Raw genomic sequence first — 14831 nt, forward strand, 5'->3', positions numbered from 1 at the left:
TGTCAGTACTTTCGGATTCTCGACGGCCAGACGTCTGGAAGCCCTACTTGCCCGCAAGCAGGCCGGCAGTTGAAGCCGTGGATCCGCCCGCCTCCCGGCTGCGCAACATATCCAGCTGCGCGTAGAACATCAGCCCGCCTGCGATCGACAGGTTCTTCAGGAAGGTGCTGAGTTGGGCGTTGAATTGCGCCGGGTCCACGGCCCAGAAGCGGTGGCCGATGAAGGCGCTGAGCACCGAGAAGGCGGCCAGGGCCAGCGCTGCATGTTTGACGCGCCACGCGAATATCAGCGCGAGCGCGCCGCCGATTTCCAGAGCGATGACGAGGACCGCCACGACCGCGGGCAAGGGCAGGCCCAGTGTATCGAAGTGGCCGATCGTGCCTTGCAAGTTCATGGCCTTGCGTACGCCCGCGACGAGGAATAGCGCGGCGATCAGCCAGCGGGCGGCAATGGAGTAGGGGGAGGTGAAGTTGTGCACGGGATTTCCTGTGGAGTCGGCATGCCGAACCATCCGGCAGCGGGGCGGTTGTTCGAGTGAGCCATTGTGGATATCCGTTGCTGTCAGCGGCATGACCTCAGCCTGACAGGAATCCGCCGCGGGCCGGAACCGGTCCCGCGCCATCGCTGTGCTTGCCGCCGCCTGTCCCGAGCGGGCAGGCGGCGGCAGTCGCCGGAACGCTTACGCGCCTACCGGCTTCCCGTCAGTACGCCGCACCACCACCGTCGCGGAGCGGGCGTCGCCGCCGCCCGCGCGCAGGGTGTTCCAGGTCTTTTCCGGGTGCTGGATGTTGATGAAGAACGTGGTCAGGTCCGGCGTGTAGGCGATGCCGGTGATTTCGCAGCCCAGCGGCCCGACCAGGAAGCGCTTGGATTCACCGGTCTTCTGGTCGACGTAGTACATCGAGTTGTTGCCGAAGAAGTCGGTGGTCGAGGCGCTGGTGCCCGCGTCGGTCTGGACCCACAGGCGGCCCTTGGGGTCGACGCGGATGCCGTCGGGGCTGGAGAAGGTGTGGCCCTTGACGTTGCCGGTCAGGTTGGGGGCCACGCCATCGGCGGCGGGGCGACCGGCCAGCAGCAGCAGGTCCCACTCGAAGGTGGTGGCCAGCGGCGAGTTGCCGCGTTCGTGCCAGCGGATGATGTGGCCGTGCGAGTTGCTGACGCGCGGGTTGGCGGCGCTGGTGCGCTTGCGGCTGCCGTTGTTGGTCAGCGTGCAGTACACGGTCTTGTCCACGCCGACCGTGATCCATTCGGGGCGGTCCATCAGCGTCGCGCCGGCGACGCGGGCGGCGGCCTGGGTGTTGACCAGGACGTCGGCCTGCGTGTTGAAGTTGACGAGCTTGCCGGTGATTACGGTGCCGCTGGCGACCTGCGTGAAGTTGCCCGGGTCGGTGGCGCCGGCCGTCAGGTTGTTCTTGCCCACGGTCAGTTCGACCCAGTTGCCGCTGCCGTCGTCGTTGAAGCGCGCGGCGTACAGCGTGCCTTCGTCCAGCAGGCCCATGTTGTTGGCGCGGTTGGCCGGATCGTAGGCCTTGCTGGGCACGAACTTGTAGATGCAGCCGGGCGTGGTGTCGTCGCCCATGTAGAAGGCGACGCGGTTGTTCTCGTCCAGCATGTAGGCCGTGTTCTCGTGGCTGAAGCGGCCCATCGCGGTGCGCTTGACGGCGGTCGAGTCCGGATTCTGCGGATCGATTTCCACCACCCAGCCGTAGCCCTGGTCGGCCGGCTTGCCGGTGTCTCCCGTCTTGTAGTGGTAGTTGTTGAGCGTTTCTTCGCAGGTGAGGTAGGTGCCCCAGGGCGTGTCGCCGCTGGCGCAGTTGTTCAGGGTGCCGACGACGGTGTCGCCCACCACGGACTTGGCGGGGCCGCTGACGTTGTAGACGGTGTTGCCGGTGTAGCGCTTGTTGTAGCGCGAGTCGGTCTTGACCGACCAGGCGCCGTTGGCGCCGCGCGCGATCTCGACCACGGACACGCCGACGTTGGACAGGCGGGTCTTCACGCCTTCGACGCTCTGGTCGAGGGTCTCGTCATCCAGCGCTTCGTGGTTCACGACCAGCAGGCCGCCCTGGTTGGGATCGACGCCGGGCAGCGCGTAGAAGTGCATGCCATCGTGCTGGCCGCCGGACTGGGTCTCGGTGGCGGGATAGGACTGCGGCACGCCGGCGTAGCCGACCGAGCCGATCACGCATTTGTCGCCGGCCGAGTACAGCACTTCGGCCACGTAGCCGGCGGGCACGGTGACGGTGTCGGCGACGATCTTGTCGGCCAGTGGGGTGAAGGTGACCGAGTAGTCGGGGCCTGCCGGCGGCGTGGTGCCGCCGCCTTCCCCGGGCTTGCCGCCGCCCGTATCGCCGCCGGGCGCGTCGTCGTCATCGTTGTCGCCGCCACAGGCGGTCAGCAGCGTCGAGGCGCCGAACACGGACAGCATGGACAGGCCGAAGCTGTTCTTCAGCAAAGTGCGGCGCTGGGGATTCGCGGCGACGATTTCGTCGAACATCTGCCCGGGAACGGTGACTTCGCCCTGAGCCTCGCGGTGGGGGGCGCGCAATTTATCGGTCAAGTGGGACATTCCAACCTCATGTAGTCGCGAACGAGTCGCTCAGTTTTTTGTAAGCAAAACGAAAGCGAGATTAAAGGTTGGTCGTTACACGGGGGTGACGGTAGTGTGAAGTCCTCTGTCCGGTGCGAATAGTCCACCGCGTGGCTGATGCGCGGCGCAGGAGACGGCCTGGCCGGTTTCAGCTTTGCACGACTCAGCCTCGCTGTCCGACGATGGGCGCGACGTCCAGCACGTACATCTGCCGCTCGCCTTCGTGCACGGAGTCGATGCAGACCTGCGTGCCGTCGCGGCTCCAGCGCGGATGCAGGTCGCAGCGGTTCTCCTTGGACAGGCGGGGATCGGCATGGAAGCTGCCCAGCGCGTGTTGTCGCCCCGTCTGCATGTCGTAGAGGAACAGGATGCGCTCGTGCGTGGTGGAATCCGGATACGTGTCGCTCAGCAGCCAGCGCGTGTTCACCGGCGAATAGGTCATGTGGCCGTTCTCCGTCAGCACACCGTCGCCCACGACCTGGACCGCGCCGCCGGGCGCGTCTTCATAGAGGTGGTAGTGGATGCTGCCGTCGTGCGGCCCCCACACGATGATCGTGCGATCGTCGCGCCACAGCGGATGCGAGATCTGATACTCGGATTTCTCGTAGTCGAAGGTGCCGACCGCGCTGGGGTCGAAGTCGTCGGCCAGCTGCGGCAGCGGATGGTCGGAGCATTCGAGCAGGCGCATGTCGCTGCCGTCGGCGTTCATGGTGATCAGGCGGTGCAGGAAGCAGGTCTCATCCTTCACCCGTTCTGTCCAGCGGTGCAGGAACAGGATGCGGCTGGACGAGGGATTGATCTCGATGTGGCTGACCCAGTGGATGGCGCGTTCCATCGAGGCGCGCGGATGGAAGTTGCGCAGGTCCGCATAGCTGACCAGCAGGCGGTGCGCGCCGCTTTGCAGGTCCATGCTGCGGATGCCGTCATCGGCCGGCGCGTCGGCAACGGGGCCAGGCGCGTGTTCGCTGTAGCCGATGGTCTCGTGCGTGATGTAGAGCCGGCGGTAGTCCACGCAGAGCGCGTAGCGGCTGTCGGGCGCGGCCACATAGATGGGCAGCGGCAGGTAGCGCGTCTGGCCGGTGGCCACGTTGTGGATGGCGGAACGGAATCCGGGATAGACGCCGTTGTCCTCATCGCCGCGGCAGTTGTAGATCATCTGCGGCTCGGCTGCGCCGTCCAGCCATTGCAGCTGGCAGCCCATTTGCCAGTTCCAGGCCGTGGTGCTGCCCACGGCGTGATAGCGGTCGCCGTCCTGCAGATCGAAGTAGCCCACCTCGGCGCTCAGCGCGGGCGTGAGCAGCGCGTCCTTGAATGGCGTGCGGTTGGCCAGCAGATAGCGGCCGTCGCGATGCCAGACGGTCTTGTTGTAGTAGCCGAAGAAATGGTGGTGCGGCGTGGCGCCCAGGCGGCGGCAGGCGATGGACGTGGCGAGCATGCGGTTCATGGATGGCGTTGCGTAGGGGAAGTCGAAAGAAAAAGGGCGGCGCGCGCCGCCCTGGCGAGCGTTCAGCCCGCGCTGATGTGTTCGGTCTCGATGACCTTGTTCCAGCGGGCGCGTTCGCGTTCGACGAAGGCGCGCGCTTCGGCGGGGCTGTTGCCCACCGGCGTCATGCCCAGGCGCTCCAGGCCGGCTCGGAATGCCGGGTCGGCATAGACGCGGCGCAGGTCGGCGCTGATCTTTTCGATGAGCGCATCGGGCACGTCCTTGCTGGCGGCCAGCGTGGTCCAGGAGGTGACGGTGAGGCCGGGCAGGCCAGCCTCGGCGGCGGTGGGCACGTCGGGCAGCGCGGGGGAACGGGTGGCGCCGGTGATGGCCAGCGCCTTCAGCTTCTTGGTCTGGATATAGCCGATGGTGGTGGGCACGTTCTCGAACAGCAGCTGGATCTGGCCGCCCAGCAGGTCGTTGGTGGCGGCGGAACTGCCGCGGTAGGGAATGTGCACGATGGGCGCCTGCGCGGCCATCTTGTAGAGCTCGCCCACCATGTGCACCGACGAGCCCACGCCGGCCGAACCGAAGTGCAGCGTATCGGGCTTGGCGCGGGCCAGGGCGGTGAGTTCTGCCAGGGTGTTGGCCTCCAGCTCCGGATTGGCCACCACCACGTGCGGCATTTCGGCCACGATGGTGATCAGCTTCAGGTCTTCGGCGGGACGGTAGTTGAGGTTCTTGTAGACGCCGTAGGTGGCGTGCAGGCCGATGGAGCCGAGCAGCAGGGTGTAGCCGTCCGGGCCGGAGTCGGCGACGAACTTCCCGCCGATGTGGCCGCCGGCGCCCGGCCGGTTTTCCACCACGACGGACTGCCCGTAGAGCTTGCCCAGGTGTTCGGCCAGCAGACGGCCCTGGATGTCGGAGCTGCCGCCCGCGGTGAACGGCACGATGATGCGCAGCGGCCGGTCGGGGTAGTTGGCTTGCGCGTGAGCGGCCGCGGGCAGCGCGGCGGCGGCCATGGTCAGGCACAGCGTCTGCAGGAGTTGGCGCCAGGAGCGGCGAAGGTTCATGTGGTTTCCCCTGGGAAGTTGAGTAGCGCGTCGGGCGCATCTGCCGGCGCCCTTGGGAAAACCAGTGTAGGAGCCGCAATGTATTTGAAAAAATTCTTTTTTAAACATAGGCTATGCAGATTTGCCATACATAGCCCGGCCATGACCCGACCCCTGAATTTTCGCCAGATCGAAGCCTTCCACGCGGTCATGCTGGCCGGCACCACCACCGGCGCGGCGCAGATGCTGCGCACCACGCAGCCGTCCATCAGCCGCCTGCTGGCGCAGGTGCAGCAGGCCAGCGGCCTGAAGCTGTTCGACATGGAACGCGGGCGCTTGCGGCCCACGCGCGAAGCCAAGGACCTGTTCGACACCGTCAAGCGCCATTTCGTGGGCCTGGAACGCATCGAGGACCGCGTCGCGGCGATGCGCCGCAGCGGCAGCGGCGTGCTGCGGCTGGCCTGCACGCCGGCGCTGGGCCTGGGCGTGCTGCCCGGCGCGGTGGAGGCCTTTGCGCAGCGCTATCCCGACGTGCACATCAATATGCAGACCGTGGGCAGCCAGTACCTGCGCGAAGGGCTGTTGCACGGCACCTATGACCTGGTGGTGACCACCGCGCCGCTGGACGGCGCGCAGCTGGAAATGCAGGGGCTGCACGACAGCGCGGCGGTCTGCGTGATGCGACCGGACCATCCGCTGGCGGCGCAGCCGTCGGTCGGCATCATGGACCTGGACGGGCGCCGTCTGCTGGTGCTGAACGCGGACGACGACGTCTACCTGCAGCTGCGCGGCGCCATGCAGGAACATCAGGCGCAGCCCGCGTCCGAAATCGAAACCACCTATTCATCCACCATCTGCGCGCTGGCGGCGGCGGGCAGCGGTCTGGGCGTGGTCAACCCCTACATCGCGGCGGTGTTCGCGGACCGTCTGGCGATACGGCCGTTCACGCCGCGCCTGCCGGTCCGGGTCAGCATGGCCTATCCCGCGCAGACCGCGCCTTCGTCGGTGACCGAGGCTTTCGTGGAGATCCTGGCGCGCGGATTCGACACGCAGCCCGGCCCCGCCTGAGCGTCGCGCGGGCGGCGTCCGGGCTCGCGTATCATCTCGCCATCGCGCCGCGCAGGGGCTCAGCCCTTGCGGTTTTCGTAGGACGTGTCCAGCACATCGTCTTCAGGGGTGATGATGCCTGGCTCGCCGGGTTCCGCGATGGCGCGTCCGCGCCGCGGCATGCCGGCTACCTCTTTGGCCTGGTCCGCCATGGGCAGCACTTCCGTGCCTTTGCGCGGGTCGACGGCGACGGGTTTTTCCGCTTCGGCGGGCTTGGCCGCCTGCGGATCGGGTGCGGTTTTCAACATGATGTCTGCTCCGCTTGCGGGCGTCCCGGGATGGCGACGCGCCTGGTTGCCACTTCCATCTTAGGACGGTGCGGGGGCGCGGGAGCAGGAATGCCTGTCACGTTTGCAAGGGGCTGTTGCAAGGGCCCGAACCTTATAATTCCAGGCGCCTCGTGGCGCGGTTTCTACTCTTTCATACGTCTACCTTGACTGAATCCGTCGAACGCTCCGTCCATGCTGAACTCGTCGCCGTGCTGGTTGCCGTCACCAATGGCGAACCGCGGGTGCTGACGACCGACGATGCGCGCGCCTTGCCGGCCGGGCCCTTCAAACTGTCGCATCGTTCGCTGCAGGCGGGCTTGCGCGCCTGGGTGGAGGAGCAGACCCACCATCCGCTGGGCTATGTAGAGCAGCTCTACACCTTCGCCGACGGCGACCGTTCCGACGAGTCGGGCGTGCGCGTCATGTCGGTGAGCTATCTGGGGCTGACGCGCGAGGCCGGCGAAACCGGCGTGGCGCAGGTCGGCTGGCAGGACTGGTACCGCTACTTCCCCTGGGAAGACCACCGCGCCGGCACGCCGGCGCTGGTGGAAGAGCTGATCGTGCCGCGCCTGGCGGCCTGGTGCGAGGACAGCGCCGACCCGGCCGTGCGCAAGCGCCGCCATCAGCGCGCCGCCATCACCTTCGGCCTGGACGGCTCGCCCTGGAACGAAGACATGGTGTTGCAGCGCTACGAACTGCTGTTCGAGGCCGGGCTGGTGCCCGAGGCCGCAAGGCGCGGGGGCGGCGGCACCGCCGTGCCCGGCGAGCCCATGCGCCATGACCATCGCCGCATCCTGGCCACCGGCATCGCGCGGTTGCGGGCGAAGATCAAGTACCGGCCCGTGGTGTTCGAGCTGATGCCCGCGCAATTCACCTTGCTGCAATTGCAGCTGGCCGTGGAAGCGCTGGCCGGGCGCGGCCTGCACAAGCAGAATTTCCGCCGCCTTATCGAGCAGCAGGCGCTGGTCGAAGAGACCGGTGAAATGGCCACGGGCACGGCCGGCAGGCCGGCCAAACTGTTCCGCTTCCGGCGCGACGTGCTGCTGGAGCGGGCCATCGCCGGCAGCAAATTGCCCTTGTCTCGGGCGATGTGACGCTTGACAAGCCTTATGCTCGTCTCTAGCATAAGTGGTGCGCAATCCCCGCGCGCCTTTTTTTAAGCGATAAATACTCAAAATGAGCATTAAAGCCGAAACCACCGCGACCGTAGCCCGACTGGCCGTTCCCTCCTTGCCGGAAGTCATGCTGGAGCCGCTGGTGCGCGCGGCCTTGCTCGAAGACCTGGGACGCGCCGGCGACCTGACCACCGATGCCATCGTGCCCGCCGACGCCACCGCGCAGACCCGCCTGGTCGCGCGCCAGGAGGGCGTGCTGGCCGGGCTGGACCTGGCGCGCCTGGCGTTCCGCGCCATGGACCCGGGCATCAAGTTCGAAGTCGTCCAGCGCGACGGCAGCGAATTGCAGCCGGGGATGGAAATCGCCCGCATCAGCGGCAACGCCCGCGCCATGCTGACCGCCGAGCGCGTGGCGCTGAACTTCCTGTGCCATCTGAGCGGCGTGGCAAGCGCCACCGCGTCCATCGCCCGTGCCATCGCCGGCTATGGCGCCCGCGTGACCTGCACCCGCAAGACCATGCCGGGCCTGCGCGCGGTGCAGAAGTATGCGGTGCGCGTGGGCGGCGGCAGCAATCACCGCCACGGCCTGGATGACGCGGTGCTGATCAAGGACAACCACATCGCGCTGGCGGGCGGAGTCGCCACGGCGGTGGAGCGCGCGCGCGCCGGCGTCGGCCATATGGTCAAGATCGAACTGGAAGTGGACACGCTGGAACAGCTGGAAACGGCGCTGTCCCTGGGCGTGGACGTGGTGCTGCTGGACAACATGAGCCTGGACGACCTGCGTCGCGCCGTCGCCATGGCGCGCGGCCGCGCCATCACCGAAGCCTCGGGCCGCATCACGCCCGAAACCGCCGCGGCGGTGGCCGCCACCGGCGTGGACCAGATTGCCGTGGGCTGGATCACCCACAGCGCCAAGGTGCTCGACATCGGCCTGGACGCCTGAGCCTTTCCGCCGGCCTCTGGCCGGCATTGCCCCTGTTTCCGCGCGTATGCGCCGCGCGGGGACGCTTGCAAGCCCGCATCATGAATCGCCTGCTTAGCTCCATTCTTACGCTTCTGGTCCTGCCGCTGGCCGCCTGCGGCAATTCGCCCTCGGGCGAAGCGCCCAAGGACGCCGCGTATCCGTCCCATCCCATCACCATCGTGGTGACGTTTCCGCCCGGCGGCGGCACCGACCTGCTGGCGCGCCGCATCGGCGCCAGCCTGCAAGAGCAGTTCGGCATGGCGGTGGTGGTGGAAAACCGCCCCGGCGCCAGCGGCAACATCGGCGCGCGCGCCGTGGCCGAGGCGCCGGCCGACGGCTATACGCTGCTGATGGTCAACAGCTCCTTCGCCATCAATCCCGGCGTTTACCGCAACCTGGGCTTTGCGCCCAAGAAGGACTTCGCGGCGGTCATCAACGTGGCCTTCGTGCCTTCGGTATTCGTGGTGCCGGCGGCGTCGCCGCTGCGCAAGCTGGATGACGCGCTGGCGGCGGCCAAACCGGACAAGCCGCTGGCCTTCGCGTCCTGCGGCAACGGCACGCCGCAGCACCTGGCGGGCGAGATGCTGTCGCGCGCCACCGGCGCGCCGCTGCAGCACGTGCCCTACAAGGGTTGCGGGCCGGCCTTGACGGACGTGACGTCGGGCCAGGTGGGCATGGGCGTAGTGACGGCGTCCAGCGCCGCGCCGCTGATCGCGGCCGGTAAGCTGCGCGCCCTGGCGGTGACTTCGCCGGCGCGTTCACCGCTGATGCCGGCGGTGCCGACGGTGGCCGAGCAGGGAGTGCCCGGCTATGCGCTGGACCAATGGCACGGCCTGCTGGCGCCGGCGGCCACGCCGCCCGCGGTGGTGGCCAGGCTGAACGCGGCCGTGGCGAAGATCGTCCAGCGCCCGGAGGTGCAGGTCGCGCTGCGCGAGCAGGGTTTCACCCCCGCCAGCAGCACGCCGCGCGAATTCCAGGCCATGATCGCCGCGGACATCGACCGCTACACGGCGCTGACGGAAGCGATCGGCCTGCGCGCGGATTGAGCGCGCGGCGCGGCCGGCCGCCGGGGTTCAGGCCGCGGCGGCCCGGGCGTGCTGCTCCAGCTGTTCCTTCAGGCCCGGCTGGAGCTTGAGCTGGCGCGCCAGCTCGTCCAGATAGGCGCGTTCCATATAGCTTTCCTCGTCCACCACCAGCAGGCTGGCCAGGTACATCTCGGCTGCCATTTCAGGCGTCTGCGCGGCTTGCGCGATCACGGACGGATCCAACGGCCGCGATAGCTCGGCCTCGAGCCAGCGGCGGTCCTGGGCGTCGGACGACAGCTTGGACAGTTCGGTTTCGAGCAGGGCGCGTTCTTCCGGGCCGATGTGGCCGTCGGCCTTGGCCGCGCCGATCATGGCGGTCAGCACCGCCGTGCTGTGCTGCTCGGCCTGGGGCGCGGGCAGGCGGTCCAGCGTTTGGGGCGGGGCGGCCGGCGCGCCGGACTGGCTGCGCTGCCAGTCGCCATAGGCGCGGTAGGCCAGGGCGCCCAGCGCCGCCATGCCGCCGTACATGGCGACCTTGCCGCCGATCTTGCGGGCTTTCTTGCTGCCCAGCAGCAGGCCCAGCGCGCCCGCGCCGAGCGCGCCGCCGCCCAGACCGGTCAGGAAGGACGAGCCCTTGCCGCCCGTGGCGTTCTGCACGCGGCTGGTGGTGTCCGAAAGCAGCCCTTGCCCGGACTGCAGCAGTTGGTCGAGGAGTTGTCTGGCGCTCATGCGGCCCCCTAAAAGATGTGCTCAGGTATTGCGGATAGACATATCCGACCGGCGTTCGGGCCAGAAGTTCAGCTTTTGGTCAGCTTGACGGGTTGGCAAGGTCTTCTGGCTGCTTTCAGGTGCTACAACGTGGGCTGGGGCGGCCGCGCTGGCCGCCAGTCAGCACCCGTTATCCAGGAGATAGGATCCATGAGCATCCGCGTGCGCCAGAATGCGCCCAACACGCTGCAATTCACCGCCACGGCCGAAGGCCACGAGCTGCCGCTGGACATGCCCCAGCCGCAGGGCCAGGGCCCCGATCCGCATGACTACTTCGATACCGCGCTGGGCGGCTGCAAGGCCATGACCTTGATGGTCTATGCGCAGCGCAAGGGCCTGCCGCTGGAGTCGGTGGGAGTGGAGGTGGTGCGCGATGCCAGCGAGGAGCGCAAGGGCGTCTACCGGCTGACCGCCAAGCTGAGCCTGCATGGCCAGCTGTCCGACGCGCAGATCGATGAGCTGCTGGCGGTGGCCGAGAAGTGCCCGGTGCACAAGCTGATGACGGCGGTGGACGTGCAGGTGTCCACGGTGGTGGTGCAGGCGGCCTGAACTTGCCGCCTGCCGTGGCCGGGGCGCTGCCCCGGCCTTGCGGGCTTTTAGTCTTCCATGCCCGGGACGACGGTGGAGAAACCGGCGTCCACGTGGGTGATCTCGCCCGTCACGCCGGCGGCCAGGTCCGACAGCATGAAGGCCGCGACGTTGCCCACGTCTTCGATGGTGACGTTGCGGCGCAGGGGCGCCTGGGCTTCCACGAACTTCAGGATGGCCGAGAAGTCCTTGATGCCGCTGGCCGCCAGCGTCTTGATGGGGCCGGCGGAAATGCCATTGGCGCGGATGCCGCGCGGGCCCAGCGCCGTGGCCAGGTAGCGCACGCTGGCTTCCAGCGAGGCCTTGGCCAGGCCCATGGTGTTGTAGTTGGGAACCACGCGCTCGGCGCCCAGGTAGGTCAACGTCAGCACGGAACCGTTGCGGCCTTCCATCAGCGGCAGCGCGGCCTTGGCCATGGCGGCGAAGCTGTAGGCCGAGATGTCGTGCGCGATGCGGAAGCCTTCGCGCGACAGGCCGTCCAGGAAGTTGCCGGCGATGGCTTCGCGCGGCGCGAAGCCGATGGAATGCACCAGGCCGTCCAGGCCGTCCCAGTGCTTGCCGAGTTCGGCGAAGGCGCCTTCGATCTGGCTGTCTTCGGCCACGTCGCAGGGCAGCACGATCTTGCTGCCGAATTCGGCGGCGAATTCGCCCACGCGGTCCTTGAAGCGGTCGCCCACGTAGGTGAACGCCAGTTCGGCGCCTTGCTGGTGACAGGCGCGCGCGATGCCGTAGGCGATGGAGCGGTTGGAAAGCACCCCGGTGACCAGGATGCGCTTGCCGGCGAGAAAGCCCATATTTCTATCCTTTGATTTTTTCCCTCTGGAGACCGCCTATTTTAAGGAGTTTGCGCGTTTCCGCGATATGAAAATGCCCGGTGGAAACATCTGCAAAAAGCGGCTCAGCAAGGGATCGCGCTGGTCCTTGCGCCAGACCAGCTCCAGATCGACCTTCAGGTCGATGCCGTCGATCTGCTTGAAGACGATGCCGGCCGGACTGTGCTGCGTGTACGAAGCGGGCACGATGGCGCAGCCCAGTCCCGCCGACACCAGGCCGACGATGGTGGGCAGATCGGCCGCCGAGGCGGCCGGCCGGCCGGGCGCAATGCCGGCGGCTCGGAAGATGCGGACCAGCGCGTCATAGTGCGAGGGCGAGCCGGCGCGGGGGAACAGGATGAACTTCTGGCCCGCCAGGTCCTTGAGCGCGCGGATCCGGCCCACGCTGTGCGCTACGGCGGCGGGCATGGCCAAGACCATGGGGTCTTCGTAAATCTTCATGCCTTCGATCTCGATGTCGAGCGGCGAGCGCCACGCGACGACGCCGGCGTCCAGTTCGTGGCGCCGGATCGCGTCCAGCTGCCAGGCCGACAGGCCGGGCTCCACCAGCACGTCCGTGTCGGGCGATGCGCGCGACAGCGCCGCGATCGCCTGCCCCAGGCCGGGAAGCCAGCTGTAGCCGGGCATGACGCCGATCCGCAGCGAACCCGCCTTGCCGTTGGCTGCCAGCGCTACCTGCGCCCGCAGCGATTCGCTGCCCGCCAGCATCAGCCGCGCCTGCGCCTGCAAGGCCTCTCCCGCCCGCGTCAGCGCCACGCCGCGTGGCAGGCGCACCAGCAACTGCGCGCCGAATTCCTCTTCCAGGGCCATCATCTGGCGCGACAGCGCGGGCTGGGCGATGTGCAGGGCCTTGGCCGCGCCCGCCACGCTGCCGGCCTCGCAGACGGCGACGAAATAGCGCAACTGTCTCAGCTCCATGCCATGCCCTCAAGGCATAGATTGCGTGCATCAAAAGTATTTGTTCCAGGCAAGGCAAGTACCTATATTTCCAAGCAGATTTCAATAACGTATACCCAAAAGGTCTATGACGAAAGCGACATTCCGCGAGCCGCCTTTCCTGCGTGACCGGCGGGTCGCGCATCTGCCTGCGCGCAACCCGCAATGCGCGACGGTGTTCACCGACATCGACCTCGACGCGCAAGGTCGCCAGGCAGGCTTTCTGCACATTCCGCAGTCGCCTCACGACGACGCCTGGGGCACCGTGCGCATCCCCATGGCGGTGCTGGCGAACGGCGACGGGCCCACCGTCATCCTGGAAGGCGGGAACCATGGGGACGAGTACGAAGGGCAGATCGTGCTGGGCGAGATCATCCGCAGCCTGCCGCTGGACCGCATCCGCGGGCGGCTGATCATCATGCCGTCGCTGAACGCGCCGGCCGCCGAGGCCGGCCGGCGCACGTCGCCGCTGGACGGCAAGAACCTGAACCGCACGTTTCCCGGCGACCATGCCGGCAGCATCACGGAACAGATTGCGGCCTACGTCAGCGATGAATTGTTCTCGCGCGGCGATGCCTTCCTGAGCCTGCATTCCGGCGGTTCGTCCCTGGACATCATGCCCAGCGCGCTGGTCCAGCCCTCTCAGGACGCGGAGCAGACCCAGCGCAACATCGACGCCGTGATGGCCTTCGGCGCGCCGTTCAACGTGCTGTTGAACACGCTGGGCGACACGCGCACCAGCGTCGCCACGGCCGTGGCGGCGGGGCTTACTTGCGTGAGCACCGAGATGGCGGGGCGCGGCACCGTGACGGACAGCGCGCTCGATCTGTGCCGCGAGGGCGCCCGGCGCGTGCTGGCGCATTGGGGCGTGCTGGACGCCGCGCATGCCCAGCCCCTCGCGGGCGAAGCCGCGCCTCTGTTCAGGGTGGCCGGCGCGAAGTCCTATGTCATCGCTTCGGAACGCGGCGTCTTCGAGGCGTACCATCGGCATGGCGAGTCCGTCGAGGCGGGCCAGCCGGCGGGCCGCATCCACCAGACCTTCGATCCGCGGCGCGAACCGGTGGAACTGGTCTACGCCGCGGGCGGCGTGGTGTACGCCAAGCGCCATCCCGGCATCGTCGTACCCGGCAATGTCTGCTGCGTGTTGGCCGAGCCGGCCTGATTCTCCATTCAAGAAAACCCAACATGGCAATCCATATCGAAACCCCGGCGCTGGCCTCCCGCGCTTTTTCCCTGAGCAGCGGCAAGGACGTGCGCCTGAAGCTGGAGGCGCTGCAGCCCAGCGGCTCGTTCAAGGCGCGCGGCATCGGCCATGCCTGCCAGATCTACAAATCCCGCGGCGCCCGGCGCTTCGTTTCCTCGTCCGGCGGCAATGCCGGCTATGCGGTGGCCTACGCCGGCCGCATGCTGGCCACGCCGGTGACGGTGGTGGTGCCCGCCACGACCTCGGAACGCGCCAAGAACCTGATCCGCTCCGAAGGCGCCGACGTCATCGTGCACGGCGAATCCTGGATGGAGGCCAACGCCAAGGCCTTGGAACTCATGACGCCGGAGGACGCTTTCCTGCATCCCTTCGACGATCCGCTGCTGTGGGACGGGCATGCAACCATGATCGACGAGCTGGCCGGGCAGGGCGGACGCCCCGATCTGGTGATTTGCTCGGTCGGTGGCGGCGGGCTGCTGTGCGGCGTGGTCGAAGGCTTGCGGCGCAATGGCTGGGGCGGCGTGCCGGTGATCGCGGCCGAAACGGCGGGGGCGGATTCATACGCCCAGGCCCTGCGCGAGGGCGCGCCGGTCCTGCTGCCGCAGATATCGTCCATCGCCACCTCGCTGGGCGCGCGGCAGGTCTGCGGCCGCGCGTTCGAGCTGGCGCAGGAACATCCTATTGAGAGCGTCGTGGTGTCGGACGCCGCCGCGCTAGCCGCCTGCGAGGACGTGCTGCTGGAGCACCGCATCCTGGTCGAACCCGCCTGCGGCGCCTCGGTGGCGGCGCTGCGCAGCGACTCGGCCCTGTTGCGGGAGGCGCGCTCGGTGATGGTCATACTGTGCGGTGGCGTGGGCGTCACCGCGGGCCAGCTGGCGCAATGGAGCGCGCAGTTCGCGGCCGCTGCACGATAGAAGAACCGTGCAGGCATAAAAAAGGCGCGTCCCGCGGGACGCG

15 protein-coding genes are annotated in these 14831 nt (G+C 67.9%); 7 read left to right on the top strand and 8 right to left on the bottom strand.

Annotated elements, in window-relative coordinates; translation table 11 throughout:
• Window positions 1-43: 43 nt before the first annotated feature.
• The 4 genes from HWY37_RS26880 to HWY37_RS26895 form a co-directional block, all read right to left on the bottom strand.
• Window positions 44-571, bottom strand: coding sequence for a DoxX family protein (locus tag HWY37_RS26880; protein WP_246302410.1), 528 nt, complete (start codon window positions 569-571; stop codon window positions 44-46).
• Window positions 572-679: 108 nt separating this feature from the next.
• The gene (locus HWY37_RS26885; RefSeq protein WP_176090249.1) at window positions 680-2566 is read right to left on the bottom strand and encodes a PhoX family protein; all 1887 of its coding nucleotides are present in this window, start codon (window positions 2564-2566) and stop codon (window positions 680-682) included.
• 184 nt (window positions 2567-2750) lie between these two features.
• Complete coding sequence (locus HWY37_RS26890; RefSeq protein ID WP_176090250.1) at window positions 2751-4031, bottom strand: TolB-like translocation protein; 1281 nt, start codon at window positions 4029-4031, stop codon at window positions 2751-2753.
• Window positions 4032-4093: 62 nt separating this feature from the next.
• Window positions 4094-5083 carry a Bug family tripartite tricarboxylate transporter substrate binding protein gene (locus HWY37_RS26895; protein ID WP_175207798.1) on the bottom strand — a complete coding sequence of 330 codons (990 nt, stop codon included), beginning with the start codon at window positions 5081-5083 and terminating at the stop codon, window positions 4094-4096.
• 141 nt (window positions 5084-5224) lie between these two features.
• Here HWY37_RS26895 and HWY37_RS26900 point away from each other — a divergent pair, with 141 nt between their 5' ends.
• A complete protein-coding gene (locus HWY37_RS26900) occupies window positions 5225-6130 on the top strand; it encodes a LysR substrate-binding domain-containing protein (protein ID WP_175207799.1) in 906 nt (301 codons plus the stop codon).
• 59 nt (window positions 6131-6189) lie between these two features.
• Here the strand turns inward: HWY37_RS26900 and HWY37_RS26905 are convergent, their stop codons facing one another.
• On the bottom strand, window positions 6190-6417 hold the full coding sequence (locus tag HWY37_RS26905) for a hypothetical protein (protein WP_175207800.1): 228 nt from the start codon (window positions 6415-6417) through the stop codon (window positions 6190-6192).
• Window positions 6418-6602: 185 nt separating this feature from the next.
• On the opposite strand from HWY37_RS26905, the gene HWY37_RS26910 reads away from it, so the two are divergent.
• The 3 genes from HWY37_RS26910 (at window position 6603) to HWY37_RS26920 (ending at window position 9566) form a co-directional block, all read left to right on the top strand.
• Window positions 6603-7532, top strand: a complete 930-nt coding sequence (locus HWY37_RS26910) for an NUDIX hydrolase (RefSeq protein ID WP_175207801.1) — start codon at window positions 6603-6605, stop codon at window positions 7530-7532.
• Between the two features lie 82 nt (window positions 7533-7614).
• Window positions 7615-8499, top strand: coding sequence for a carboxylating nicotinate-nucleotide diphosphorylase (gene nadC, locus HWY37_RS26915; protein WP_175207802.1), 885 nt, complete (start codon window positions 7615-7617; stop codon window positions 8497-8499).
• An 80-nt stretch (window positions 8500-8579) separates the two neighbouring features.
• Window positions 8580-9566: a tripartite tricarboxylate transporter substrate binding protein gene (locus HWY37_RS26920; RefSeq protein WP_175207803.1), complete on the top strand. Its 987-nt coding sequence runs from the start codon at window positions 8580-8582 to the stop codon at window positions 9564-9566.
• Between the two features lie 27 nt (window positions 9567-9593).
• Here the strand turns inward: HWY37_RS26920 and HWY37_RS26925 are convergent, their stop codons facing one another.
• Window positions 9594-10274, bottom strand: a complete 681-nt coding sequence (locus HWY37_RS26925) for a tellurite resistance TerB family protein (RefSeq protein ID WP_175207804.1) — start codon at window positions 10272-10274, stop codon at window positions 9594-9596.
• A gap of 189 nt (window positions 10275-10463) precedes the next feature.
• On the opposite strand from HWY37_RS26925, the gene HWY37_RS26930 reads away from it, so the two are divergent.
• Window positions 10464-10862, top strand: coding sequence for an OsmC family protein (locus tag HWY37_RS26930; RefSeq protein WP_175207805.1), 399 nt, complete (start codon window positions 10464-10466; stop codon window positions 10860-10862).
• 47 nt (window positions 10863-10909) lie between these two features.
• On the opposite strand, the gene fabI is transcribed toward HWY37_RS26930, so the two are convergent.
• Window positions 10910-11695 (bottom strand): enoyl-ACP reductase FabI, encoded by a 786-nt coding sequence (fabI, locus tag HWY37_RS26935; RefSeq protein ID WP_175207806.1) that lies wholly within the window; start codon window positions 11693-11695, stop codon window positions 10910-10912.
• 36 nt (window positions 11696-11731) lie between these two features.
• Window positions 11732-12652 carry a LysR family transcriptional regulator gene (locus tag HWY37_RS26940; RefSeq protein WP_175207807.1) on the bottom strand — a complete coding sequence of 307 codons (921 nt, stop codon included), beginning with the start codon at window positions 12650-12652 and terminating at the stop codon, window positions 11732-11734.
• Between the two features lie 106 nt (window positions 12653-12758).
• Between HWY37_RS26940 and HWY37_RS26945 the strand changes: the two genes are divergently transcribed.
• The gene (locus HWY37_RS26945) at window positions 12759-13832 is read left to right on the top strand and encodes a succinylglutamate desuccinylase/aspartoacylase family protein (RefSeq protein ID WP_175207808.1); all 1074 of its coding nucleotides are present in this window, start codon (window positions 12759-12761) and stop codon (window positions 13830-13832) included.
• Window positions 13833-13855: 23 nt separating this feature from the next.
• Window positions 13856-14788 carry a pyridoxal-phosphate dependent enzyme gene (locus tag HWY37_RS26950; protein WP_175207809.1) on the top strand — a complete coding sequence of 311 codons (933 nt, stop codon included), beginning with the start codon at window positions 13856-13858 and terminating at the stop codon, window positions 14786-14788.
• Window positions 14789-14831 lie beyond the last annotated feature (43 nt).

The organism is Achromobacter anxifer (assembly GCF_903652925.1).
Taxonomy (GTDB): Bacteria; Pseudomonadota; Gammaproteobacteria; order Burkholderiales; family Burkholderiaceae_B; genus Achromobacter; species Achromobacter anxifer.